We start from the raw sequence: 25487 nt of genomic DNA, 5'->3' as shown, positions 1-25487 counted from the left end.
GGCACCCCGTTTTTTGATCCGGCGCAGATCAGCGCGGGTCGAAATAGTTGAGCGGGATCTTCAGGTAGCTGCGACCGTTGTCCTCGGGGTCGGGCAGACGCCCGCCGCGGATGTTCACCTGCAGCGCCGCCAGCATCAGTTTCGGCAGAGGCAGCGTGCCGTCGCGCTTGTCGCGCACCGCGCGGTATTCCTGCTCGGACGGGTCGTCCTTGAGGTGGATGTTCTTCGCCTTGTGCTCGGCCACCGTGGCGCAGCACTGCGCCTCGCGCCCCTCGGGGGCATAGTCATGCCCGACGTAGAGCCGCGTGTCCTCGGGCAGCGAGAGGATCTTCATCAGGCTCTCATAAAGCTGCGCGGAACTGCCGCCGGGGAAATCCGCGCGCGAGGTGCCGCTGTCGGGCATCATGAAGGTGTCATGCACAAAGGCCGCATCCCCGGCGACATAGGTGATCGAGGCCAGCGTGTGACCGGGGCTGAAGATCACCTTCACCGGGATCGCGCCGACGGTGAATTCGTCGCCATCGGCAAAGAGCACATCCCATTGCGCACCGTCGGTGGGCAGATCGGGCAGGTTGTAGATGCCCTGCCAGAGCTTCTGCACGTCCTTCACCTTTTCGCCGATGGCGGTGGTGCCGCCGATCTTCGACTTGATGTAGGGCGCGGCAGAGAAATGGTCGGCATGCGGATGGGTGTCGAGGATATGGGTGATCTCGATCCCGGCCTCCTGCACATAGGCGATGATCGCATCGGCGTTATGGGTGCGCGTGGCCCCGGCCAACGGATCGAAATCCAGCACCGGATCGACGATCGCGCCCTTCATGCTGTCGGGGTCATGGAAGACGTATTGCCAGCTTCCGGTCGGCTCGTCCCAGAAAGTCTTCACGACGGGGCTGATGGTCATTTGGCTTTCCTTCTTCGGCTGTCTGGCGGGTCGGTGCCGCGCTTACATATTCATCACGGGGAATGTATTGCGGGCAAAGCCGAAGTCATCCCCCCACCTGCGGAAATTTTGTCGCAGGGTTTGAGCGGTCAGCTGTCCACCACCTTGCGGGCGAGCGCGATGAACTGCGCCCGCTCTTCTTCGGTCAGCCCGCCAAGGATATCGGGCTGCAACTGCGCCACCAGCGGCGCCACCTCGGCCCGCGCCGCCTCGCCCGCCTCGGTGAGGCTGAGGCTGCGGGCGCGGCGGTCTTCTTCGTTGACCTGCCGGGCCACCAGCCCTTTTTGCACCAGCCGTTTGACCACCTCGCCGATGGTCGCCCGATCATAGGCGATGAGCGCCGCCAGCTTCGCCTGATCAATGCCGGGGTTCTGCGACAGCACGTCGAGCGCGGCATATTGCACCGAGGTCAGCTCTATCGGCGCCGCTTTCATCCGCTCGTGGAACACCGCCGTCGAGCGCTGGTTGAGCCGCCGGATCAGGTGGCCGGGCATCGAGGACAGGTCGTTGCGCTGGGTCAAAGGGTGGGTCTCCAAATATGATACGTATACTTACCATATTGACTCCAACCCGGTCCAGCGCTGTATAGTAAGTACACGTATCATCTGGGAGGACCTCGCCATGCAATTTCACCTCAACGGGTTCCGCCCCGGCGATCCGGCCATCGCTGAGCCGCAGGAAGCAACCACATCGCAAGACGTCGACGTTCTGATTGTCGGCTGCGGCCCGGCCGGGCTGACGCTGGCGGCGCAGCTTTCGGCCTTCCCCGAGATCTCGGTGCGCATCACCGAGCGCAAATCCGGCCCGCTGGAGGTGGGACAGGCCGACGGGATCGCCTGCCGCTCGGTCGAGATGTTCGAGGCCTTCGGCTTTGCCGAGAAGGTCATGAAAGAGGGCTATTGGGTCAATGAGGTCTCTTTCTGGCGCCCCGGCACAACCGGCGCGCTGCACCGCGCCGACCGCATTCAGGACGTCGAGGACGACCTTTCGGAGATGCCGCATGTGATCCTCAATCAGGCGCGGGTGCATGACTTCTACCTCGAGATCATGCGCAATTCCCCGCGCCGCCTGACCCCGGACTACAACCGCGACTTGGTGGAACTGACCGAGACCGGCGATGCCGACCACCCGATGCAGGCAACGTTCAAATGCCTCGATGGGACCGGCACCGAGACGATCCGCGCCCGCTATGTCGTTGGCTGCGACGGCGCGCGCAGCACGGTGCGCGCCTCGATGGGCCACGCGCTGAAGGGCGAGTCGGCGCGCCAGCTTTGGGGGGTGATGGACGTGCTGCCGGTCACGGACTTCCCCGACATCCGGCTCAAGGCGGCGATCCAGTCGGCTGATGAGGGCAGCGTGCTGATCATCCCGCGCGAGGGTGGCTACATGGTGCGCATGTATATCGAGCTGTGCGAATTGCACGGCGACGAGCGCGCCGCCGACCGCGATGTCAGCGCCGAGATGCTGATCGCCAAGGCGCAGGCGATCCTTGCGCCCTACACGCTCGAGGTGCAGGAGGTGGCGTGGTGGTCCGCCTATGAGATCGGCCAGCGCGTCTGCGATGCGTTCGACGACGTGCCCGAAGCGATGCGCGGCAGCCGCAGCCCGCGCATCTTCATCGCCGGGGACGCCTGCCACACCCACAGCCCCAAAGCCGGGCAAGGCATGAACGTCAGCATGGCCGATACCTTCAACCTCGGCTGGAAACTTGCCGCCGTGCTGCGCGGGCGCGCGGCCCCTGCCCTGCTCGACACCTATTCCGAAGAGCGCCGCGCCAAGGCCAAGGAACTCATCGATTTCGACCGCGACATGGCGCGCCTGTTCAGCGCCAAGCCCAAGGATGCCGCCGAGGCGGAGCAGTTCCAGCGCTATTTCAAGCAGCACGGGCGCTACACCGCCGGGGTCGAGACGCGCTACGACCCCTCGCTGATCACCGGCGGCACCGAACATCAGGAGCTGGCGGCGGGGCAGCTTGTCGGCAAACGGTTCCATTCCGCACAGGTGGTGCGGCTGGCGGATGCCAAGCCGGTGCAGCTTGGCCATGCCTTCAAGGCGGATGGGCGCTGGCGGGTGCTGGCCTTCGCGCCCGCTGGCGACGCCGGGCAAGCGGGCGGTGCCGTAGCGCAGCTTTGCGCTGAAGTGGCGCCTATGATCGCGGACTTCACCCCCAAGGGGGCAGACCCCGACAGCGTGATCGACCTGCGCGCCGTCTTCCAGATCCCGCACCGCGAGATGCGACTCGAGGAGCTGCCGGGCCCGCTGTTGCCGAAGAAGGGAAAATACGGACTCACCGACTATGAGAAGGTCTTTTGCCCGGCGCAAAATGGCCCCGATATCTTCGATCTTCGCGGCATCGACAGGGCCCGCGGGGCGCTGCTGATCCTGCGCCCGGATCAATATGTGGCGCAGGTGCTTCCACTCGATGCGGCAGAGGAAATCTCTCATTTTTTCAAGGGCTTCCTGCTGCGCGCGTAAGCCCGAACGCCCCTTTGAAATCTCCTCGGGCCGCCGCCCCCAACGGCGGCCCGCAGCGCACCTTCGGAAATAGTTATTGACTATAACTATTATCCTCCATAGCCTTTTGAGAGAGGAGGAACCCGATGACGCATCCCGACGATATTTCGGAGGCGCCCAAAGGGCCGAAAGTGGAGGATACGGTGCTCGGCAATCTGATCGGCTACCGGCTCAAGCGCGCCTATATGCAGATCCAGCCCGAGGCACAGCGCGTGCTGGCCGAGGACGATCTGCGGGTGGTCAGCTTTTCGTGCCTGTCGATCATCACCGACAACCCCGGCATCGTTCAGTCCGAGCTTGCGGACGCCCTGCAGATGGAACGCTCCAACCTCGTCGTGATCATCGACGAGCTGGAACAGCGCGGGCTGATCGCCCGCAAGAAGGTTCCCACCGACCGTCGGCGCTATGCGCTGACCGCCACGCTGCGCGGACGCCGCTTGCGCGACCACGCCGCCGAGAGGGTGAGAACGGCCGAGGACGAAATCATCGGCCGCCTCAACGATGAAGACCGCGCCCACCTGATGACCGTCCTCGGACGGCTCGAGGACAAGGCGCGCTAGAGGAGTTGCGCGGGCGGCAGAGGAGGCCGGCCGTGTTGTTCAAACGGGAGGAAATTCATGAATAAGCGCATTGCCGCGAGCCTGCTCGCCTGCTCGATCTCGGCGCTGGCCGTCAGCGCCTCGGCCGATACCATCCGCGCCACCAGCGCCTTCGGCCCCAACCACGCCATCGCCAAGGATGTCTATCCGGTGATGTTCAAGAAGCTCGAAGAGCTGACCGACGGACGCTGGACCGGGATGGATACGCCCTCGGGGCTGGTCGCACCCAACGAGATGTCCACTGGCCTGCGCGACGGGGTGACCGAGTTCGGCCCGCTGCTGATGCCCTATTTCGTCGCCGAATATCCCGACAGCGTGCTGGTGTCAGAGCTGTCGATGCTTGGCTCGAGCGCCATGGTCGTCTCGTCCGCCGTCACCGAATACATCGCCACCTGCGAGCCCTGTCAGGCCGAGTTTTCGCGCAATGGGCAGGTCTATCTCGGGTCCGACACCACGCCGCTTTATGACCTGCTGTCGACCAAGCCAGTGAAGACCGCCGACGACATGAAGGGGCTCAAGGTCCGCTCGGGCTCGCCCTTCTACGCGGCCTTCGTGGAAAGCGTCGGTGGTGCGCCGGTGCAGATGCAGTCGAGCGAGCTGTTCGAAAGCCTCAGCCAAGGCGTGATCGACGCCACCTTCTCGTCGCCGCATGAGATCATCGCCAACCGTCTGGGCGATGTGGTCGACTATGTGACCGAGATCGAGCAGGGCGTGTTCAACGGCGCCGCCGTGGCCACCGCCAGCAAGATGCTCTGGGATCGCATGGATGGCGATGACCGCAGCGCGCTGGCCACCGCTGCGCAATACGGGCTCGCCGCCGGTCTGGCCGGGTTCGACACGCAGATCGAAGAAGTGCGCGCGGGCGATATGGTCGAGTTCATCGAGCCCGACCAGAGCCTGATCGACGCCCGCGACACGTTCAACGAAGACCGTCTCGCCAATGCCGCCTCGATCCTCGAAGAGCGCGGCGTCAGCGACGCGCAGACCAAGATCGACCGCTACAAGGCGCTGATCGACAAATGGGAAGAGCTGGTCACCCCCGGCATGACCCCCGAAGAACTGGGCGCGCTGCGTGCCGAGGAGATCTGGTCGAAGATCGACCTCTCCAGCTACGGCAGCTAAGCCCAAACGGCACGCGCTGGCGCTCCCCCGGCGCGTGCCCCCTCTCGCAAACCCCGACATTCTCCGGAGGATCGGATGTTCACCCCGATTGAGTCCGCCGTGGCGCGGATCAGTATGGTATTGGGCGGCTTCGTGCTGCTGGCGATGATGGGACAGGTCGTTGTCGACGTGTTCATGCGCGCCTTCCTTGGCGCGGGCTTTCCCGGCACCTCCGACCTTGTCGGCAAGTATTACATGGTCGCCGTCAGCGTGCTGCCGCTGGCCCTGACCGAACTGAACCGCCGGCATATCGAGGCCACGGTGTTCACCCAGACCCTCACCGGCGTGCCGCTGAAGCTGGTGCAACTGCTGGGCTTCGGCGTCTTCGCTGCGGTGCTTGCGGTGCTGACCTACGGCTCGGGGCTGGAGGCGATCCGCCAGATGGAGCGCGGCGCCTACATCGAGGCGGGCACCCTGCGCTTCGTCACATGGCCGAGCTACTGGATCCTGCCGATCTCTTTCGCGCTGGCCCTGCTGATCATGGCGATCCGCATCATCGAGGTGCTGACCGGCCGTTTCGGCGATCATGACCACGACCCCGTGGGCGCCCTAGAAGACATCACCAAGTCCGGGGAGGACATCTGATGGACCCCGTCACCATCGGCATTCTCGCCCTCGCCGCCCTACTGATCCTCATCGCCCTGCGGGTGCCGATCGCCGCGAGCCTGATCCTCGTGTCCTTCGTCGGCATCTGGGCGGTCGCGGGCATCCGCCCGGCGCTCTCGATGCTCTCGACCATCCCCTACACCACTTCGGCAAGCTGGACGCTCAGCTCGATCCCGATGTTCCTGCTGATGGGCTACATCGCCTATCACTCCGGCCTGACCCGAGGCCTGTTCGAGGCGGCGCGGGTCTGGTGGGGCTGGCTGCCCGGCGGGCTGGCCATCGCCTCGCTGGCGGGGGCCTCGGGCTTTGCCGCCGTGTCGGGCTCGTCGGTCGCCTGTTCCGCCGCCATCGGCCGCATCGCGGTCCCCGAGATGGCCCGCCAGAAATACGACCTGCGCATCGCCACCGGCGCGGTCGCTGCGGGCGGCACCATCGGCGCGCTGATCCCGCCCTCGATCATCCTGATCCTCTTCGGCATTCAGGCCGAGATCTCGATCAACGACCTCTTTCTCGGCGGGCTTTTCGTCGGCCTCGCCTCGCTGGCCTTCTACATCTGCGCCGTGCTGCTGGTCTGGCTGCGCAGCCCCGAGAGCCTGCCCCGCGCCGAGCCCTACACCATGGGCGACCGCTGGAAGAAGACCGCCGAGATCTGGCCGGTGCTGCTGCTGATCGGCGCGGTGTTTGGCGGGCTCTTCACCGGCTTTTTCACCGCCACCGAGGCGGGCGCCTTCGGCAGCTTCGTCGCACTGGTCCTCGGCATCGCCCGCCGCTCGCTGAGCTGGGCCGATTTCAAGGAAAGCCTTGTCGACACGCTGCTTTCGTCGGGCGCGCTTTTCATCATCGCCATCGGCGCCAACCTCTTCACCCGGCTCGTGGCCATGTCGGGCCTGTCGATGCAGATGGGCATGTTCGTCGAGGGGCTCGGCCTCGGCACCTTCGCGCTGCTGCTGGTGATCGTGGTGATTTACCTGATCCTCGGCATGTTCCTCGAGCCGATCGGGGCGCTGCTGCTGACCCTGCCGCTGTTCCTGCCGATCCTCGCCCAGCACGGCGTCGACAAGCTGTGGTTCGGCCTGCTGGTGGCCAAGCTGCTGGAGATCGGAATGATCACGCCGCCGGTGGGGCTCAACGTCTTCGTCATACATTCGGTCGCCCGAGACTACGTGCGGCTCGAGCAGGTGTTCGCGGGGATCGTGCCCTTCATCCTTGCCGACCTCGTGCTGGTCGGTGGCATGCTCGCCATCCGCGGCTTCTTCTGAGGACTATTGCAATGGACATCAAAGGAACCATCGCCCTCGTCACCGGCGCCGGAAGCGGCCTCGGCGAAGCCACCGCCCGGCGGCTGGCCGCCGAGGGCGCGAAGGTTGCAGTGCTGGACCTCTCGGCCGACGCCGCCGCGCGCGTCGCGGGCGAGATCGGCGGGATGGCGGTGGCGGTCGACGTCTCGGACGCTGCTGCGGTAGAGGCCGCATTTGCGCAAGTTGCGCAAAAGCTCGGCACGCCGCGCATCGCGGTCAACTGCGCCGGGATTGGCACCGCCACCCGCATTCTGCCCCGCGACGGCTCGCTGCCCATCGAGGCCTTTGAGCGCACGCTGAAGATCAACACGCTCGGCAGTTACATCGTGCTCAGCCACGCCGCGCGCGCCATGTCGGCGCTGGAGCCGGTGGATGCGGACGGCGCGCGGGGGATCATCCTCAACACCGCCTCGGTCGCCTATCAGGACGGGCAGATCGGACAGGCCGCCTATGCCGCCTCCAAGGGCGGGATCGCCTCGCTCACCCTGCCCGCCGCGCGCGAACTGGCCCGCTTCGGCATCCGCGTGATGACCATCGCGCCGGGGCTTTTCGAGACCGCCATGAGCGCCGGACTGCCGCCCGAGGCGCGCGCCGCGCTGGAGGCTGGCCTGCCCTTCCCCTCGCGCATGGGCAAGCCCGATGAGTTCGCGCTGCTGGTGCAGCAGATCATCCAGAACCCGCTGCTGAACGGTGAGGTGATCCGCCTCGACAGTGCCGTCCGGCTCGCCCCGAAATGACCGCCCGCCCCAAGTTCCCGAAGGAGACAGCCATGTCTGACCACGCCAAATATCTGACCACCGAGGTGGACGGCCAGATCGCCACCATCACCATGATCCGCACCGACAAGCGCAACGCCATGAGCGACGGGCTGATCGCGGCGCTGGAGAACGCCTATGTGACCCTGCCCAAAGAGGTCCGCGTGGTAATCCTGACCGGCGCGGGCGGGCACTTCTGTTCGGGGCTCGACCTGTCGGAGCACGTCTCGCGCAGCGCCGAGGATGGCGTTTATCACTCGCGCAACTGGCACCGGGTGATGGAGATGATCCAATTCGGCGGCAAGGTGACGATCTCGGCCATGGAAGGCGCGGTGATCGGCGGCGGGCTGGAACTGGCGGCCTCGACCCATGTGCGCATCGCCGAGCCTTCGGTGATCTTCCAACTGCCCGAGGGGCGGCGCGGCATCTTCGTCGGCGGCGGCGCTTCGGTGCGCGTCGGGCGAATTCTTGGTGCCGACCGGATGGTCGAGATGATGCTGACCGGGCGCAAATACGGGGCCGAAGACGGGCTGCGGCTGGGGCTGACCCACTACAGCGTCGAGGCGGGTGAGGCGCTGCCGCTGGCCCGCAAGCTGGCCGAGCAGATCGCCGGGAACGCGCCCATGTCCAATTACTTCATGGTGCAGGCGCTGAGCCGGATCAACGACATGTCGCGCAGTGATGGTCTCTTTACCGAAAGCCTCTGCGCGGCGCTGGTGCAGACCACCCCGGACGCCGAAGAGGGGCTGAACGCCTTCCTCGAAAAGCGCGCGCCCGTGTTCCGCTGAACCGAACCGGAGGGAGGAGGAATGGACATGACAGTCATCGAACGCGCCCCGGCGGGCCTCGAGGCCCGCGCCGATTGGGCCCGCCGCCACACGCTGACCCGCTTCGTGCCGCATAAGGTTGTCCGCGAAGACCGCACGGATGGCACCATCCTGCTGCGCTCGGGCTATGACCTGCCCGAGCCAGTGCCCAACACCGGCGCGTGGCTGCACGAATGGGCCGTCAAAGCCCCCTATCGCGTCGCCGTGTCGGAGCGTCCCACCGAGGGGCCCGGCTGGCGCAATGTCACTTATCAAGAACTGCTGCAGCAGGTCCGCGCCATCGCCTCGGCGCTGCTGGCGCGCGGGCTGGGAGAAGGCGACACGATCGCCATGCTCTCGGGCAACGGGCTCGATCACCTGCTGGTCTCGCTGGCGGCGCAATACATCGGTGTGCCGGTGGTGCCTCTGGCCGAGCAATACTCGCTGATCCCCGAGGCGCATGGCCGCCTGATCTATGTGCTCGACAAGGTGACCCCCAAGCTCGCCTTCGTTGATGACGCCACGCGCTATGCCTCCGCCCTTGCGCTGCCGCAGCTTGCGGACGTCGAGGTGGTCGCCGCGCGCGGCGAGGCGGGCCGCCCGGTCACCCTTCTGTCGGAGCTGATCCATACCGAGGAAAGCCCCGAGCTTGATGCTGTCCACGCGAAGGTCGGGCCGGACACGCTGGCCAAAATCCTCTTCACGTCCGGCTCCAGTTCCGACCCCAAGGGCGTGCTGACCACCCACCGCATGATGTGCGTCAATCAGGTGCAGATGCAGGTCGCCCTGCCCTTCCTGATGGACCACGCGCCGCGCATCACCGATTGGCTGCCGTGGAACCACGTCTTTGGCGGCTCGCACAACGTGAACATGATGCTCGCGCATGGCGGCACGCTGACCATCGACAGCGGCAAGCCTACCGGCAAGGGCTTTGCCACCACCCTCAAGAACCGCACCGACCGCCCCGGCACGCTGGCATTCAACGTGCCTGTTGGCTGGAACATGCTGGTGGATGCGATCAAGGACGACCCGGCGCTGCAAGCGCATCTCTTCAAGGATCAGCAACTGCTGTTCTACGCCGGGGCCTCGCTGCCGCAGGACGTCTGGGAGGCACTCGAGCAGTTCTGCATCCATGCGCGCGGCGGGCTGCCGATGATGATCTCGAGCTGGGGCCTCACCGAAACCGCCCCCGCTTGTCTGATGGTGCACGAGCCCATCGGCCGCTCGGGCGTGATCGGCGTGCCGCTGCCGGGTGTCGAGGTGAAGCTGATCCCCGACGAGGACATGCGCTGCGAGATCCGCGTGAAGGGCCCCAACGTGATGCAGGGCTATTTCAACGACCCCGCAAAGACCGCCGAGGCCTTCGACGAGGAGGGGTTCTTCATCACCGGCGACGCGGTGCGCTTCGTCGATGCCGAGGATGCCAACCGCGGGCTGATCTTCGACGGGCGCGTGTCCGAGGACTTCAAGCTCGACACCGGCACCTGGGTGCAGGCGGGCAACCTGCGCATGTCCGCGCTGAAGGATCTCGCCGGGCTGGCGCAGGACGTGGTGATCTGCGGCCATGATCGCGGCGAGGTGGGGCTGTTCATCTTCCCCGTGCCCGGTGCTGCCAAGCCGGGCGAAGAGACGCAGGGCGCGATCACCGACGCCGAACTGATGACCAAGATCGAACTGCGCCTGCGCGAAATGAACGCCCATGTAACCGGCTCTGCCAAACGCATCACCCGCGCGCTGGTGCTGGCCGAGCCGCCCTCGCTGGAGCACCACGAGATCACCGACAAGGGCTCGCTCAACATCAAGAAGATCCTGACCCGCCGCGCCGACCTGTTGGAGCGGCTCTACGACAACGAAGACCCGGCGCTGATCCGCGTCTGAGGAGGCATCCCCATGATCGACTTCGCAAAGATCCGCGCGATCGATTTCCACACCCACGCCGAAGAAGCCTGCGGCTGCCACACCGACGATGGCTATGACGAGCTGCAATCGACCATGGCCAAATACTTCGGCGCGCCCTGGGCGCATCCGCCGACCATCGACGAGACCGCCGCGCATTATCGCGAGATGAACATCGCGGCGGTGATCTTCCCCGTCGATAGCGAGCGCGAGACCGGCTACCGGCGCTATGACAACTACGAGGTCGCCGACGCCTGCGCCAAGAATAGCGACATCCTCATCCCCTTCGCCTCGATCGACCCGGCGAAGGGCAAGCTGGGCGCGCGCGAGGCCCGCGATCTGGTGGAGAACCACGGCATCAAGGGCTTCAAGTTCCACCCCACGATGCAGGGCTTCTACCCCAACGACCGCATGGCCTATCCGCTCTACGAGGCGATTGCCGAGGCCGGGGTGCCGGCGCTCTTTCACACCGGGCAGACCGGCGTCGGCTCGGGCATGCGCGGCGGCAACGGCATGCGACTGAAGTATTCGAACCCGATGTACATGGATGATCTGGCGGTGGACTTTCCGGACATGCCAATCATCCTCGCGCATCCCTCCTTTCCTTGGCAGGAAGAGGCGCTCTCGGTCGCGCAGCACAAGCCCAATGTCTACATCGACCTGTCGGGCTGGTCGCCGAAGTATTTCCCCAAGATCCTCGTGCAATACGCCAACTCGATCCTGAAGAAGAAGATGCTCTTCGGATCCGACTGGCCGATGATCGCACCCGAAAAATGGCTCAACGCCTTCGACAAGGCCGAGTTCAAGGATGAGGTGCGCCCGCTGATCCTCAAGGAAAACGCCATGCGCCTGCTTGGCATCGACGCCTGAAGACCCGCCCGCGCGCGGAGGAGGCGCGCGGGCATCAATGACACGGGAGGACACTCATGAAATCGCTTCTGGCCAGCACGGCCCTCATCTGCATCGCCGCCCCTTCCTTCGCCCTCGACTGCGAGGGGCTGACGCCCGAGGCGCTCGGCCTTACGGGGGTCACCTTTACCGAGGTCGCCGCCGTCCCCGCGGGCGAGGACAGCCCTGCCGCGCAATGCCGCATCCGCGCCCGCACCGCCGAGCGGGTGGGCAGCGACGGCAAGGACTATGCGCTGAACTTCGAGCTTTCGCTGCCGGACGAGTGGAACGGCGATTTCGTGCATCAGTTCAACGGCGGCAACGATGGCGAGGTGAAGCCCGCCACCGGCGCGCTCAAGTCCGGCACCGGCGAGACCTCTCCGCTGGCGCAGGGCTTTGCGGTGGTCTCCAGCGATGCGGGCCACGACGGCAAGGCCAACCCCGATATGGGACTGGCGGGCGGCGCGGCCTTCGGCTTCGATTTCGAGGCGCGGCAGATGTACGGCTACAAGGCGGTGGAGATCCTCCAGCCGCTGGCCCGGCAGATGGCCGAGGCCTACTACGAAACGCCGGTGAACCACGCCTATGGCATCGGCTGTTCGAACGGCGGGCGGCACGCGATGGTTGCCGCCGCGCGTATGCCCGAGGCCTTTGACGGGCTGCTGGTCGCCGCGCCGGGGTTCAACCTGCCCCGCGCCGCGGTCCAGCACGCGCTGGACGTGCAGGCCATGACCCCGATCACCGGCGATCTGCGCAGCGCCTTCTCGAAGGACGATCTTGCTCTGGTCGCGCAGGGCATCCGCGCCAGTTGCGATGCGCTCGACGGGCTCGAGGATGGTCTGGTGATGGACACCGCCGCCTGTCAGTCCGCCTTTGACGTGACCGCGCTGCAGTGCACCGAGGGGCAGAACTCCGGCTGTCTGTCGGAGGCGCAGGTGACTGCTCTGCAGACCATCCACGCCGGGCCGAAGGGTTCGGGCGGAGAGCAGCTTTACTCCGACTGGAGCTGGGATGCGGGCATCGAGGGCGGCAACTGGCGGTTCTGGAAGGTCGAAAGCACCGTGCCGCCATGGGAGCAGATGCCGATCATCGCGGTGATGGGCGCGGCCTCACTGGCGCAGGTCTTCACCGTGCCGCCGAGCACGGTCGAGGGGGCCCCGCAGGCGCTGGCCGACTTCCTGATGCAGTTCGACATTGCCGCGCAGGCGGGCGCAATCGACGCCACCTCCGAGGCCTTCCCCGAGTCGGCGATGGAGGTGATGAGCCCGCCGGGTGCCGATAACCCCGAACTGGCGGCTTTCCGCGATGCGGGCGGCAAGATCATCGTCACCCATGGCGTTGCGGACCCGGTGTTCTCGGTCAATGACACCGCCCGCTGGTATGCCGCGCTGGATGCCAACAATGGCGATGACGCCGAGGCCTTCGCCCGGTTCTACCCGGTGCCCGGCATGAACCATTGCGCGGGCGGCCCGGCCACCGATGCTTTCGATCTGCTGACGCCGCTGGTGGCCTGGGTCGAGGACGGCGAGGCGCCCGGCGCGGTGACCGCCAGCGCGCGGGCCGACAACGCCGAACTGCCGGACGCGCTGCAAGGCGCCAGCCGCCCGCTCTGCCCGGCGCCGCAAGTGGCGCGCTATCAGGGTGGTGACGCCAAATCCGCCGACAGTTTCAGCTGCGAGTGAGGCCCGAATGATCCCCTTCCAAGCCCCCACCGACGAGATCTTCGACAGTCTGCGCCGCTTTGCCGGGGACGCCCCCGGCTGGGATGCCGAACTGTCGCAAGAGATCACCCGGCATTTCGCCGCCTTCGCCGAGGGCGTTCTGGCACCGCTCAATGAACCGGGCGACCGGCAGGGGTGCGCGCTGGAGAATGGCCGCGTGCGGATGCCCGAGGGCTTCGGCGCCGCCTATGCGGAACTGGCGGAAAGCGGCTGGCAGGGGCTCACCGCGCCCGAAGAGTTCGGCGGTCAGGCGCTCGACCATCTGACCGCCGCCGCGGTGTCCGAGATCTTCTCGGGCGCCAACCATTCGCTGCAGATGGTGACGGGTCTGGTGCCCGGCGCGATCTCGACCCTGCTGGCGCATGGCACGCCCGAGCAGCAGGCGGGCTATATCCCGCGGCTCACCTCGGGAGAGTGGCTCTCGACCATGTGCCTGACCGAGGCCGGGGCCGGATCGGACCTCTCGCGCATCCGCTGCAAGGCGGTGCGGGGTGACGAGGGCTGGCGGATCGAAGGGCAGAAGATCTTCATCTCCGGCGGCGATCAGGACATGTCGCAGGGCATCCTGCATCTGGTTCTGGCGCGCAGCGGCGCGCCCGAGGACGGGGTGAAGGGGCTGTCGCTGTTCCTCTGTCCCTCCGAAACCGACGGCCTGCGCAATGCGATCACCGTCACCCGCATCGAGGAAAAGCTGGGCCTGCACGCCTCGCCCACCTGCCAGATGGAGTTCGACGGCGCCAAGGCCGAGCTGATCGGTGCCGAAGGGCGCGGGCTGGCGGCGATGTTCACCATGATGAATCACGCGCGGCTCGACGTGGCGCTGCAGGGCGTCGCCCATGCCACCCGCGCCCATGCCATCGCAGCCGCCTATGCCGCCGAGCGCAAACAGGGGCGCCTGCCCGATGGCAGCCCTGCCCTGCTCAGCGATCATCCCGACGTGGCGCGCATGCTGTCCGAGCAACTGGATCTGGCCCGCACCGCCCGCGCCATGTGCCATATCGCGCTGGCGGAACTGGAAAAGCGCGAGGCCCCCGCGCTGATCGAATTCCTCACCCCGCTGTGCAAGATCTACGGCACCGAGGCGGGCATCCGCTCTGCCGATCTGGGGATCCAGATCCTTGGCGGCTATGGCTATCTCGAGGAATATGGCGTGGCGCAGGTCTGGCGCGACGCGCGGATCACCTCGATCTACGAGGGTGCCACGGGCATCCACGCGCTGACGCTGGCCACGCGCGGGCTGAAGCTGGACGGCGGCGCGGCGATCGAACAATTCGCGGCGCTGCTGATGCGGCTTGGTGGCGAGGATGCCGATCTGGCGCTGCGCTGCGAGGCTTGGCAAGGACACGCAAGGACGCTGGCCGAGGCCGAGGACGTGCGCGCCGAGGCGCATGGCTTTGCGCAGGAGACGGCGGCGGTGCTGGCCCAGGCGATCCGGGTGAAGCTGGCGGCGGGCTGATCTCTCGGCGCGCTGCCTTGGCAGCGCGGCCCGCCCGCGTTATGGGGGCGCCAAGCAACCCAGAGGCCCGACGATGCAGATCACTCACCTTGTCACCCATTCCGGCGGTTTTCACGCCGACGAGCTGCTGTCTTCGGTCATTCTGACCCGGCTGCACCCGCAGGCCGAGATCATCCGCACCCGCGATGCCGCGTGGATCACCCCCGGCGAGGGCAAGGTGATCTATGACGTGGGCCGCGACTATGACGCCGAGCAGCGCATCTTCGATCACCACCAGAAGGACGCGCCCCTGCGCGACGACGAGCAACCTTACAGCTCGTTCGGCCTGATCTGGAAGCATTTCGGCGCCGACTACCTGCGCGCGCTGGACGTGCCCGAAGAACAGATCGACAGCATCCACGGCAGCTTTGACCGCGGTTTCGTGCTGCCCGTCGACCTGATGGACAATGGCGCGCTCAGCCCCTCCGAAGCGGGGCCGATGCTGACCGGGCTGACGCTGCCGGTGCTGCTGGAGAGCCTCAAGCCGGTGTTCGACGACACCGCGCCCGAAGCCGATGACATGGCCTTTGCCGATGCGCTGCAGATCGCCCGCGCGCTTGTCGAGGCGCAGATCCGCCGCAAGGCCGCCAAGCGCCGCGCCGAGGCGCAGGTGATGGCCGCCATCGAGGCGGCGGGCGAAAGCCGCGTGCTGGAGCTGCCGCAGGGCATGCCGTTCCGGTCGGCGGTGGACGCAGCCGGGGCCGATCATCTGCTCTTCGTCGTCACCCCGCGCGGCGAGGATTGGACCCTCGGTGGCATCCGCAAGAATTCCGACGGTTTCGAACAGCGCGCCGATCTGCCCGCCGCATGGGCCGGGCTGACCGACGCGGCGCTGGAAGAGGCCAGCGGCGTCCCGGGTGCCAAATTCTGCCACAACGGGCGCTTCATCGCCGTTGCGAGCAGCCGTGAGGCGGTGATGAAGATGGCCGAACTGGCCGTCGCCGAGGCGGAAGCGGAGCAGCAAACCGGCGCGGCCTGAGCCACGCCGGTCCGGCCTTTCCCTCGCCCGCGTCAGCCGTTGTTGAGCACCGGCTCGAAGCTGATCATCAGCACGTCTTCGGGCGCCAGCGTGGCGGTCGGGCTGACCCGCTCGGCCGTGTCGGACCCACCGCGGAAGACCTCGTAGACGGTCTCCACCGCAGTGCCGAGATCGGCGGCCGCCGCCGGGCTGGCGCGGCGCAGGTAGTCCAGTGCCATCTCCAGATCGGTCTGCTCCAGAGCCACGCGCTGATCGGCCTCCAGCTTGTCCTGCAGCAGCTTCAGCCGGTATTCGGTCTGCGCCTCCTGAATGTCGCTCTCGGCATTGGCGCGGGTCTGCTTCGCGCGCGAGACGAAGGCGGCGATCTCCAGCAGGTCGGCGTTGTACTCGCTGAGGTCGATCTTCAGGCCCAGCGTTTGCTCTTTGCGCGCTAGGCCGCGGGATTCCAGCTCTTGCATGCCCTCAAGCTGCTCCTGCGTGGCTTCGAGCCGTTCGAGGATCAACTCGCGGCGCTGGTCCAGCATCCCCGCCTCTTCGTCGGCGAGCGAGCTTTTCAGCGTGGCACCTTGCTTGAGGTCCTCCAGCAACGAGCGGCGCAGCCCCACCAGATGCTCTTGCTCCTGATCGAGCGTGCTGCCCTCGCCCACGCCTGCGGGCGCGTCGCCGCCGTCGAGCCGCGCCAGTTCGCGCGCCAGCGCGTCGCGCTCGCTCTGGGCAAAGTTGAGACGGCTCTTCGCCTCGGCCACGGTGTTGCGGGCGTTCTGGATCTCGCGGTCGCTCGACATCTCTTCCTGCAGGCGCTCGAAGCCGCCCGCCATGGCAACCGCCTTCATCACCGTCAGGCCCGGGCGGTACTCATAAGCGCCCGGCGTATCCACGGCCCCCAGCACGAAGACGTCGCGGTATTCCTGCATGTCCACCAGCACCGACTCGCGGCTCGAGAAACGCTCGCGCGCCTCGGTCTCGATCCGCTCCTCGATCTCGCGCATGGTCAGCCCGGCCACGGTGACCGGCCCAAGCAGATGCAGCGCGACATTGCCGTCGGCGCGCACCTGAAACGTGCCCGAAAGCTCTGGCTTGCCATAGACCGAGATGGTCAGCCGGTCGCCGACATCGACCTTGTAGTCTTCGGCCTCTGCCGCGGCGGGACTGCCGGCAGAGATCAGGGCTGCTGCCAGAATAAGGGCCGACGTCAGGCCGGCGGTCAGGTGGCGAAGGAAAAATGCCATTCTCGCTACTCCTCAGTTGGAACTGTCCAGACGGGGCGCCCCCGGCTGGCGGCGCGCGCTGCGACGCGGCCGGTGGTTGCTGTCGTAAAGGGCGAAGATGCGCTCGCGCATAACGTCGGCGCTGAAGCGGTCGGCCACGGCCCCGCGCGCGGCGGAGCCAAGAGCCTCTGTGGCGGAGCGGTCGGACAAGAGCCCCTCCACCGCCGCAGCCAGCGCCGCGGGGTCCTGCGGCGGCACAAGCCGCCCGCTGCTGCCGTCCTGCAGCACGTCGGGAATGCCGCCAACCGCTGTAGAGGCGATGGCGCATTGCATGGCCATGCCTTCGAGCAGGATCATCGGCAGCCCCTCCCAAGCGGAAGAGATCACCAGCACGTCAAGCGCCGCAAGCAGCTCGCGCATCTGGGTGATCGCGCCGGTCAGGATCAGCCGCTCTGGCCCCAAGCCAAGGCTGCGCGCCTGCGCCTCGATCTGCGTGGCAAGCGGCCCCTCACCCACGACGAGGAACACCGCCTCGGGCAGACGCTGCGCGAGGATGGCGGCGCTGCGCAGGAAATTCTCGTGATCCTTCTGCGGCGTCAGGCTGCCGACCACGGCGATCACCGGGGAGCCGGTCTGCACGCCGTAGGGCGACAGATCGAGCGGCTGCACCTGCGCGGGATCGAAGTGATCGAGGTCGATGCCGTTGGCGATGGTCTGGATGCCGTCGGCGCGGAAACCGCCGGTGCGCGCCACATGCTCCGACACGCGCTCGGACACGCCGATACAGGCATCGGCCCCGGCGGTGACCGTGCGGTAGGCAAGGCTCTTTGCCTTCTTCTCGCGCCACGGGTCGGTGTTGTGCAGGGTGATGATCCGCGGCACCCCCGAAAGCCGCGCGGCCATCTGCCCAATGAGATCGCTCTTTATCAGATGGGTGTGCACGATGTCCGGCTGCCATTCGCGGATCAGCTGCATGCAGCGCGCCAGCGCGCGCGGATCGCGCAGACCTTTCTGGCTCAGCCGGGTCATCCCGACGCCGCGCTCGGCCACCCGCGCTTCAAGCGGACCTTGGCTGAAATAGGCCACATGCACCTCGCCGCCCCGCGCCCGGACCGCATCGAGCAGCCCAAGCAGCAACATCTCGGCGCCGCCGATCTTCAGGCTGTCGATCACGTAAAGGATACGCTTGCTCACCATGTCACCTCCAACTCTGTACGCGGGAACGAGGGCTCGCCGGGGAAATGCGCGGCGATGCGGCTGGCCACGGCGTCCCATGTGAACTGGGTCGCACGGTCCTTTGCCGCCGTGCCGAGGCGCTGGCAGCGTTCGGGAATGGCCAGCGTCTGGAAAAGTGCCTCTGACAGCGCCTGCGCGTCCCCGCTGGGCACCACGTGGCCGGTCTCGCCCTCGACCACGATCGAGCCGATGTCGCCGACGTCGGTAGAGACCACCGGCAGGCCAAATTGCATCGCCTCAACAAACACCACGCCAAAAGGTTCGAGCCGCGACGGCATGCAAAAGCACGAGGCGTCGTGGAAATGCTCGGAGACCTCTTCGAGCGGCAGGCGGCCCAGCACCTCGATGCCGTCGCCAGCCACCTCAGGGCTACAGCCGATGATGGTCAGCGTGGCGTCGGGCAGGCGTTTGCGCAGCAGCTTGTAAGCCGCGACCAGTTCCGGGCCGCCCTTGCGCTCCCAGTCGACGCCGACAAACAGGATGCGGCGCTTGGCGAAACGCTCGGTGGTCAGTTCGACCGGGCGCTTGGGCAGAACCGAAGCGCCCGCGCCGATGGCCGACGCCTGTTCCGGCGCGATCCCGTAGTGTTCGATCAGCAGGCGGCGGATCTTTGGCCCGAAGGTAAAGACATGCTCGGCCTGCGTGTAAATCTGCCGCTCGCAGTCGAACCAGCCGCCGCTGGGTGCGCCGAACTGGCCTTGCAGCGCGGACATTCCTGCCCGCGCCACATGATCGGTATAGACGAAGTTGGGAATGCCCGGCAGCGCCGCGTTGAACAGCGACTGGGTCTGCAGGGTGAAGTCGAACTCCATCGGGTGGAACCGGTCGCGGATCATGTCGTTGACCGCCTTGTAATAGGCCTGCGAGCGCGACAACCGGTAGCGCAGCATGTCCTTCGAACTCCAGCTCGACAGACCGTATTCGCGCTGCACACCCACAAGGCAACGCAGCTGGCCGAGCATGTCCTCTTTGAACTCTTTACCCGCATCGAACACTTCGAGATCGATGTCCGGCCTGACCCGGCGCAGCGCTTGTTCGAGCTGCGCATTGATGTGCGAAAAGCTGCCACGAATGACCATCAACCCCCGCAAAACTCCGGGGCGGGCCGAGCTAAAATCCTTCATATCAACCAATGACCTCGTCCACATATACGTATTCCAGATAATCAATTCGAAGCGGCTCGCCGCCGTCCGAGATGCCGCTGAAGGTGATCACGTCGCCCGCCTGCAGATCGACGCTGCTGGTCAGATGTTCGGCGAAAGAGGTCTTGTTGACCGTCGCGTCGCCGGCATCCGCATTCCAGATGAAGCTGTCGACCAGCGCCCCGTTGACGAGAATGTCCAAGCTCGACTGCCCGTCGGACTCGTCGAAGTGGCCAAGCGTCAGATCGTAGCTGCCGGTGGCATCCGCGAACACAAAGCTGGCGCTTTGCGTGGCGGCTGAGCTGGCCTCGATCATCTGGCCAGCCGAAGCATGACCGTTGCTCTTGATCACAAAGCCCGTATCGAGCGAGAAGGTCTCGGCCTCGACACGCACGGGATCGCTGGGAGGTGTCGTGCTCGAGCCACCCCCGGACGAAGACGATCCGCCATCAAGTGGCGTGAAGTCGATGAAGTCGATCCGCAGCGGCTCGCCACCGTTCGACACACCCGAGAGTTGCAGCACATCCCCCGCATCCAGCGCGATGCCAGAGATCGTATGTTCGGCGAAGGAGGTCTTGTTCACCGTGGCATCACCGGCATCCGCATCCCACACGAAGCTGTCGATCACCGTGCCGTTGAGGATCACGTCCAGCACCGACTGGCCGTCGGACTCGTCGAAATACCCAAGCGTGATGTCGAAGGTGCCGGTGCTTTGATCAAAGGTGTAGCTGGCGATCTGGGTGCCAGAGTTGGTGGCCTCGATAAAGCTGCCACCCGAAGCATGGCCGTTGCTCTTGGCCGTAAAGCCCTGCACCAGCGTGATATCCTCGGCCTCGACACGGAAGGGATCGCCCGTCGCGGTGCCCCCGCCGCCCGTGCCGCCACCGCCAGTACCACCACCGGTGCCGCCGCCACCCGAACCGCTCCCCTCAACCGGGGTGAAGTCCGCATAGTCGATGCGCAGCGGCTCGCCGCCATTCGAGACGCCCGAGAGTTGCAGGACGTCCCCTGCTGCCAGCGCGATGCCAGAGATCGTGTGCTGGGCGAAAGACGTCTTGTTCACCGTCGCATCACCGGCATCCGCATCCCACACGAAGCTGTCGATCACCATGCCGTTGAGGATCACGTTCAGCACCGACTGGCCGTCGGATTCGTCGAAATACCCCAGCGTGATGTCGAAGGTGCCAGCGCTTTGATCAAAGGTGTAGCTGGCGATCTGGGTGCCCGAGCTGGTGGCCTCGATAAAGCTGCTGCCCGAGGCATGGCCGTTGCTCTTCGCAGCGAAGCCCTGCACGAGCGTCATATCCTCGGCCTCGATGCGGAACGGATCGCCGATCGGTGTGCTGCCGCCACCGCCAGAATTGCTGTCCGCATCATAGGTGAGGTAGATCGCATCGCTCGTCGGACCGAGCGGCAGGTCGCCGTTGCCGGGATCGATGACTGAGGCGACGATCCCGAGCGGCAGCTGGTCTTCGCCGGTGAAGTCATAGGCCGCGACCCCCGACAGATCGAACAGCGACGTGATGTCCTGCGCACCGCCGGTGAGGGTCACATCCACCGTCTGCACCTCAACCGCATTGTTGGCCGGGAACTCCGACGCTGCCAGCGCGGCAAGCTGCGCGTCGAGGGTCGGCGCATAGGCCTGCTCGGAGGTGGTGCCTGTGCTGAAGGCATTGGTGGTGGGCTGGATCATGCCCTTCATCAGCACCACGCGCAGAACGCTGCCTGCCGCACCGTTGACGACGACGCTGAAGTCATCCTCGGCATAGGTGCCGACGCCGCCTTCGCTGAGGCCGTTGACCGTGATGCTCGCCGTGGTGCCCGGCACGGATTGCGACGACAGGCCCTTCGCGCCAGCCTGCGTGTCGGTGCCCTGCAGATAGCCGGTGCTGGTGGTGCCATCGGCATAGGTGACGGTGAAGCTGGAGCCGATAAGCTCTGCCCCCGAGACCCCGCCGACGTCCCACGCCGGATCGGTGCCCGCGTCGAGCGTCGCCTTCTTGGCCCCGGCAACCGAGTTGGGGTCCATATCGACCGAGAAGGTCACGCTCTCGCCGCTTTCGAACCCGCCGCTGGTCGCTTGGTCAAAGGTCAGCACGATGCCTTCGTAGCCGGCCGTGCCCCCCGCCCCGACATAGGTTTCATTGTTCGGGTCGCTCGCGTCATTGTTGGGCGCGTCCACCCCGGTGCCACCTGCGGAGTTGATGGTCAGAGCCTTCGAGATGGTGTCGCCCGCAACGCCAAAAGGATCGAACACCGCGTCGGTGAGGATCGCATTGGTCACGTCGATCTCGACCTTGGTGACAACCTTGTCGCCGACGTTGGTCAGCACGAAGGAGCCGTTGCCATAGTTGGATTGCTGCACGTCGTTGGCGTTTTCGGTGATCGCAAGCGTCACCGCGCCGCCGCTCGTCGCGCCGCCGTCGTTGTCCGTGATCGTCACCATCGCCGTATCCTCCCCGATGGTCGCATTGGCCCCGGCCACGGCGGTGATCACCACTTCGAAGGTTTCGGCGGCCTCCCCCAGCGCGTCATCGAGAATGTCGATGGTCACGCTGGCATCCGCCGAACCCCCGGCAATCTCGCGCGTGCCGGTGTAGACACCCGTGCTGGCATTGAAGGTCGCATTCGCAACGCTGTAGTCGCTCGCCGCCGTGGCGGTGAGCGGACGCACCTCGAACTGCACCAGCACCTGACTGTCGGACGGCACATAGTTGCTGGCCGAGATCGCCACGGTCACCGAGCCATCGCCTTCGGCGACCGAAGCACTCGCGACCGAAATCGCCGGCCCCTCTGCGACGCTGTCGATGGCGACGATCTCGATGGCGTTGATCAGCGGGTTCTCGATCACACGGGCAAAGTCGATGTCGGCGATGCCGTCGTCGATCGTGCCGGTCCATTGCACCATGCCGCCCACGGCATTGCCGAAGGCCGCCACGATATCGAAGTCGTCAAGGAACAACGCGCCCTCGATCGAGACGTCGAACACGCGGTCGCCGATCTCCGAGGTGCCGCTATAGCCATCGCCCATATAAAGCCGGATGGCGTAGGTGCCCGGATCGACGGCGAACTCATACTGCATGCCCTCGCCGGTGTTGCGCGCCCAGCGTTCCTGCGTGAAGACGCCCACGGGGGTGGTGCCGGGCACCGAAGTGTCGAGCGAGGTGATGTTGAACGTCGCGACGGTGGTGGTGCCAGCCACGATCACCGAGGTGTCGCTGGTCCAGTCCATGCCGCCATCGATCGCCGCCACATCGGCATTGCCGGCCACCCAGCGGTGCACAACCGCGCCGTCCGATGCATTGCTCACCTCGATCCAGTCCCACGACGCGGCAAAGCTGTCGTCCCCGACATCGGTCGAGGCCACCATGCCGACAACGGCGCCGGTGGTGCTGCCGAAGTTGTTGTAGGTCCCAAGGACGGATTCGATCACCGCCGAGGGCAGAACCAGCGCGGCGGTCGACACCCAGTCGGTATAGACGCCGTTGTTGACGTAGCGCGCCTTCGCGATTGCGGAGCCCGTGCTCATGTCGAGGTCAATCGCCACCTGAAAGTTGGGATCGCCCACGCCGAGGATCTCGGGGTTTTCGATCCCGGCGATCTCGGCAAAGCTGGTGACATAGCTGTCGTTTTCTTCGACCAGCAGTTGCACGCCGTATTTGATCGTACCGCCGTCATCGACCACCGCGATGGTGGCTTCGGCGAAATTGTCCTGATCGCCCGGCCCAACCATAAGGCCGACCTTCTCGCCGCCGTCCCACGTCTTGGCGGGCGCATCGGTGTTGAGCGAATAGGTGAAGATGTTGACCATCTCTGTGGTGATCGTCAGCGCGCTTGCACCCGAGGACATGAAGCCGATGCCCAGCACGTTCTGCTGGCTGTCCGCCGTGCCCTCTGCACTGCCGGCATAGGCCTCGTCGATCGACACGAAGCTCGAGGCACCGCCGACGTTGAACACACCGCCATTGAACAGGCCCTGCGTCGGATCACCGCCGTTGTCGGTGGCGGGCAGCACGTTGTTGCGCCAGACCGCGTTGATGCCGATGCCGCCCGCGATGCTGTCGCCGTCCGGCACCGCGCCAAGCGGCGTGGAAGAGGGGTTGTTGAGTTCGAAATCCCACTTCGCTGTGCTGTTGGGGCCGACAACGACGCCCTTGCCGTCGGTCGGATCGCCAACATGGCTGTCGAGAATGTTGTCGACGCCGTCGAGATCGAGATCGTCGCTCGGATCCAGCGGCTCACCGCCGGGAACGAAGATCGCGATATTGTTCGCGCCGTAGACCGCGCTGACGATCAGCCCGGCGAAATCGTCGAGGCCGTCGCCGTCATTGTCGATGAAGGTGCCAAGCCCCTCGTCGCCCAGCGTCGTCACCGCCAGCGGGTTCGAGCCAAAGTTGGTGAGCGTGTAGACGATCGAGGCGGAATCCACCCTGCCGTCGCCGTCGGTGTCCTCGGGCTGCACGAAGTAGAGCGTCTCGTCGAAGCTGGCGCCGATGATCGTGCCCGCAAGCTGACCGCCAAAGAACGTTGCGGTATATTCCGCCATGCCGTTGGTGGATTCCGGCGTCACCAGAAGCGAGCCATCCGCATCCTCGTCCAGCGTCTGCGCCTCTGGCGAATAAGCCGTGCCGTCCATGACCGAGGTGCCGTCGAAATGCGCCAGAACGTCGGCGATCGAACTGCCGGGATGCTCCCAGTCGTAGCCCGAGACCACGTCGAAGAAATCCGCCGGTAGCCCGGTGTCGCCGGTCACGTCCACCCAGTTTCCATCGCCCTGCTGCTGGTAGATGATCAGCAGTTGCGACAGGAAATCACGGGCCTCGGCCTCATTGGCAAACAGCACTTCGCCATAGGCGATGATCGGATCGCTCGAGGTTGCGCCCGCGTAGGTGCCGTCGCTGTTGAACGCCAGAGACAGCGCTTCGGCGGCGGCGCGGATGACGTTGGCATGGCCACCGTAGGGGCCGTATTCATCCGTGATCTCGCCCAGATAGTGCAGCTGATCCCCAAACCCGCTGCTGCTGAGTTCCGAGAACTCGTTGGTGGCGAACTCCGAGGTCCAGTCGTTGACCACCGAGCCGTCGGAATAGGACAGCGGCTGGCCGCCCCACCCGCCGTTCGGGCCGTTGTCCCATGTGTAGACTTGCCCGTCTTCGGTCACCAGCACGTCATAAGGGTTGCGGAACCCCGGTGAGTGGATCGTCAGCGGGTTGTCCACCAGCGTCAGTTGACCCGCGTCGCTGACCAGAACGTAATCGCTGATCTTGGCCATGTTCAGGCCGTTGTTGCCGCCAGCCCAGTCGGGCTGCAGCACACCGTTGATGCTGCCGTTGTCGTCGAGCGTGAAATTCGGGTCGAGATCGAGGTTCGCGATGTTCAGCGTGCTCAGATCGACGTTATCGCGCGAGGGATCATCCAGCGTCGGCAGGTCGAGGATGAAGAGATTGCCGTTGGCATCGGTGCGGATGTCGTAGGACTCGAGGTCGGTCAGGTTGATCTTGATGACCGAGGCCGAGTAGGCAAAATCTGCCGTGCCCGCAAAGTTGTTGCCGGGCGCACCCTTGTTGGTGTTGCCGCCGATCGCCACCCAAAGATAGGTGTCGCCGGTGTCGGGATCGACCGACAGATCAAGTCCGTTGACCGCGTGGTTCTCTTCCGAGCGGGGCAGCCCGCGCACGATGGCGACATTCGACAGCACCTCACCGGTGTCGGCGTCCAGCACGATACGGTGAATTTGGCTGGAGTTGGTGTCTAGGCCGCTGTCCTCACCGACCGCGATCCGCCAGTCCGAGGAGGTGACGTAGAGCACGTCATTGCCATCCTCATCGGTGGTCGCCACCAGCCCGGTCATCTGCCGTTTGCTGGTGGAATTGGTCGTGCCGTCGTCGTTGAAGTTCTGCGTGTCGTCCGCGATCACATCGATCGCGATGGCAGAGGTGACCACGAAATCAGAGGTCGTATCCGCATCCGATCCGTCGGGCTGACGCTCGATCTCGTAGCGGTAGATCGTGCCATCCTGTTGGGCAACGAAGAGCACAGGGTTGCCGGTCTCGCTGAAATCCAGCGCTGTGGGGTTCGTATTGAGTTCACCGCTAAGATCGGTGACGCCAAATGTAATTTCCTCGGGCATTGGGAGTTCCTCAGAGGAGAGGGGAAAAATGAAATTGTGTTAAAAGCACTTTTTGTTCTGCCAGGTCCGTGGCGTGCCAAGGCGGTCGAAATTCCCGCCCGGCGCAGCCTAAC

The 25487-nt window shown here is 65.7% G+C and carries 18 protein-coding genes; 12 read left to right on the top strand and 6 right to left on the bottom strand.

All coding sequences use genetic code 11. The features are described from left to right. Positions 1-28 precede the first annotated feature (28 nt). Both G0A00_RS04610 and G0A00_RS04605 read right to left on the bottom strand, forming a co-directional pair. A complete protein-coding gene (locus G0A00_RS04610) occupies positions 29-901 on the bottom strand; it encodes an MBL fold metallo-hydrolase (protein WP_164182190.1) in 873 nt (290 codons plus the stop codon). Positions 902-1029: 128 nt separating this feature from the next. Continuing rightward, positions 1030-1461 (bottom strand): MarR family winged helix-turn-helix transcriptional regulator, encoded by a 432-nt coding sequence (locus G0A00_RS04605; protein ID WP_368667660.1) that lies wholly within the window; start codon positions 1459-1461, stop codon positions 1030-1032. 100 nt (positions 1462-1561) lie between these two features. Here G0A00_RS04605 and G0A00_RS04600 point away from each other — a divergent pair, with 100 nt between their 5' ends. The 12 genes from G0A00_RS04600 (at position 1562) to G0A00_RS04545 (ending at position 15658) form a co-directional block, all read left to right on the top strand. Further along, positions 1562-3415, top strand: a complete 1854-nt coding sequence (locus G0A00_RS04600) for an FAD-dependent monooxygenase (protein WP_164182188.1) — start codon at positions 1562-1564, stop codon at positions 3413-3415. 125 nt (positions 3416-3540) lie between these two features. After that, positions 3541-4014 carry a MarR family winged helix-turn-helix transcriptional regulator gene (locus tag G0A00_RS04595; protein ID WP_066104481.1) on the top strand — a complete coding sequence of 158 codons (474 nt, stop codon included), beginning with the start codon at positions 3541-3543 and terminating at the stop codon, positions 4012-4014. Between the two features lie 57 nt (positions 4015-4071). Continuing rightward, positions 4072-5175, top strand: coding sequence for a C4-dicarboxylate TRAP transporter substrate-binding protein (locus G0A00_RS04590; RefSeq protein WP_164182186.1), 1104 nt, complete (start codon positions 4072-4074; stop codon positions 5173-5175). Between the two features lie 75 nt (positions 5176-5250). Beyond that, on the top strand, positions 5251-5799 hold the full coding sequence (locus G0A00_RS04585; protein WP_066104474.1) for a TRAP transporter small permease: 549 nt from the start codon (positions 5251-5253) through the stop codon (positions 5797-5799). Continuing rightward, positions 5799-7079 carry a TRAP transporter large permease gene (locus G0A00_RS04580; protein ID WP_066104471.1) on the top strand — a complete coding sequence of 427 codons (1281 nt, stop codon included), beginning with the start codon at positions 5799-5801 and terminating at the stop codon, positions 7077-7079. Before G0A00_RS04585 ends, G0A00_RS04580 begins: the two co-directional genes overlap by 1 nt. 11 nt (positions 7080-7090) lie before the next feature. Continuing rightward, entirely contained in the window at positions 7091-7855 is a 765-nt protein-coding gene (locus G0A00_RS04575; RefSeq protein WP_164182184.1) for an SDR family NAD(P)-dependent oxidoreductase, read from the top strand. Positions 7856-7887: 32 nt separating this feature from the next. Continuing rightward, entirely contained in the window at positions 7888-8661 is a 774-nt protein-coding gene (locus tag G0A00_RS04570) for a crotonase/enoyl-CoA hydratase family protein (protein WP_092423731.1), read from the top strand. A 21-nt stretch (positions 8662-8682) separates the two neighbouring features. Continuing rightward, positions 8683-10557, top strand: a complete 1875-nt coding sequence (locus G0A00_RS04565; protein WP_164182181.1) for a feruloyl-CoA synthase — start codon at positions 8683-8685, stop codon at positions 10555-10557. Between the two features lie 12 nt (positions 10558-10569). Next, complete coding sequence (locus tag G0A00_RS04560) at positions 10570-11445, top strand: amidohydrolase family protein (RefSeq protein ID WP_164182179.1); 876 nt, start codon at positions 10570-10572, stop codon at positions 11443-11445. Between the two features lie 56 nt (positions 11446-11501). Next, positions 11502-13145, top strand: coding sequence for a tannase/feruloyl esterase family alpha/beta hydrolase (locus tag G0A00_RS04555; RefSeq protein ID WP_164182177.1), 1644 nt, complete (start codon positions 11502-11504; stop codon positions 13143-13145). Between the two features lie 7 nt (positions 13146-13152). Next, positions 13153-14640: an acyl-CoA dehydrogenase family protein gene (locus tag G0A00_RS04550; protein ID WP_164182175.1), complete on the top strand. Its 1488-nt coding sequence runs from the start codon at positions 13153-13155 to the stop codon at positions 14638-14640. 73 nt (positions 14641-14713) lie between these two features. After that, positions 14714-15658: an MYG1 family protein gene (locus G0A00_RS04545; protein ID WP_164182173.1), complete on the top strand. Its 945-nt coding sequence runs from the start codon at positions 14714-14716 to the stop codon at positions 15656-15658. A gap of 32 nt (positions 15659-15690) precedes the next feature. On the opposite strand, the gene G0A00_RS04540 is transcribed toward G0A00_RS04545, so the two are convergent. Genes G0A00_RS04540 through G0A00_RS04525 form a run of 4 tightly spaced genes read right to left on the bottom strand, consistent with a single transcriptional unit; the run spans position 15691 to position 25374 of the window. Continuing rightward, a complete protein-coding gene (locus G0A00_RS04540) occupies positions 15691-16887 on the bottom strand; it encodes a polysaccharide biosynthesis/export family protein (protein WP_164182171.1) in 1197 nt (398 codons plus the stop codon). Between the two features lie 12 nt (positions 16888-16899). Beyond that, positions 16900-18063, bottom strand: coding sequence for a glycosyltransferase (locus G0A00_RS04535; protein WP_164182169.1), 1164 nt, complete (start codon positions 18061-18063; stop codon positions 16900-16902). After that, positions 18057-19181, bottom strand: coding sequence for a glycosyltransferase family 4 protein (locus G0A00_RS04530; protein WP_164182167.1), 1125 nt, complete (start codon positions 19179-19181; stop codon positions 18057-18059). Before G0A00_RS04530 ends, G0A00_RS04535 begins: the two co-directional genes overlap by 7 nt. Before the next feature lie 46 nt (positions 19182-19227). Further along, positions 19228-25374 carry a malectin domain-containing carbohydrate-binding protein gene (locus tag G0A00_RS04525; RefSeq protein WP_164182165.1) on the bottom strand — a complete coding sequence of 2049 codons (6147 nt, stop codon included), beginning with the start codon at positions 25372-25374 and terminating at the stop codon, positions 19228-19230. Positions 25375-25487: the final 113 nt, after the last annotated feature.

This window comes from Salipiger sp. PrR002, assembly GCF_010500775.1.
Lineage (GTDB): Bacteria > Pseudomonadota > Alphaproteobacteria > Rhodobacterales > Rhodobacteraceae > Salipiger.
The sequence above is the reverse complement of the archived record's forward strand: the minus strand, read 5'-3'. Positions and strand labels throughout refer to the sequence as shown.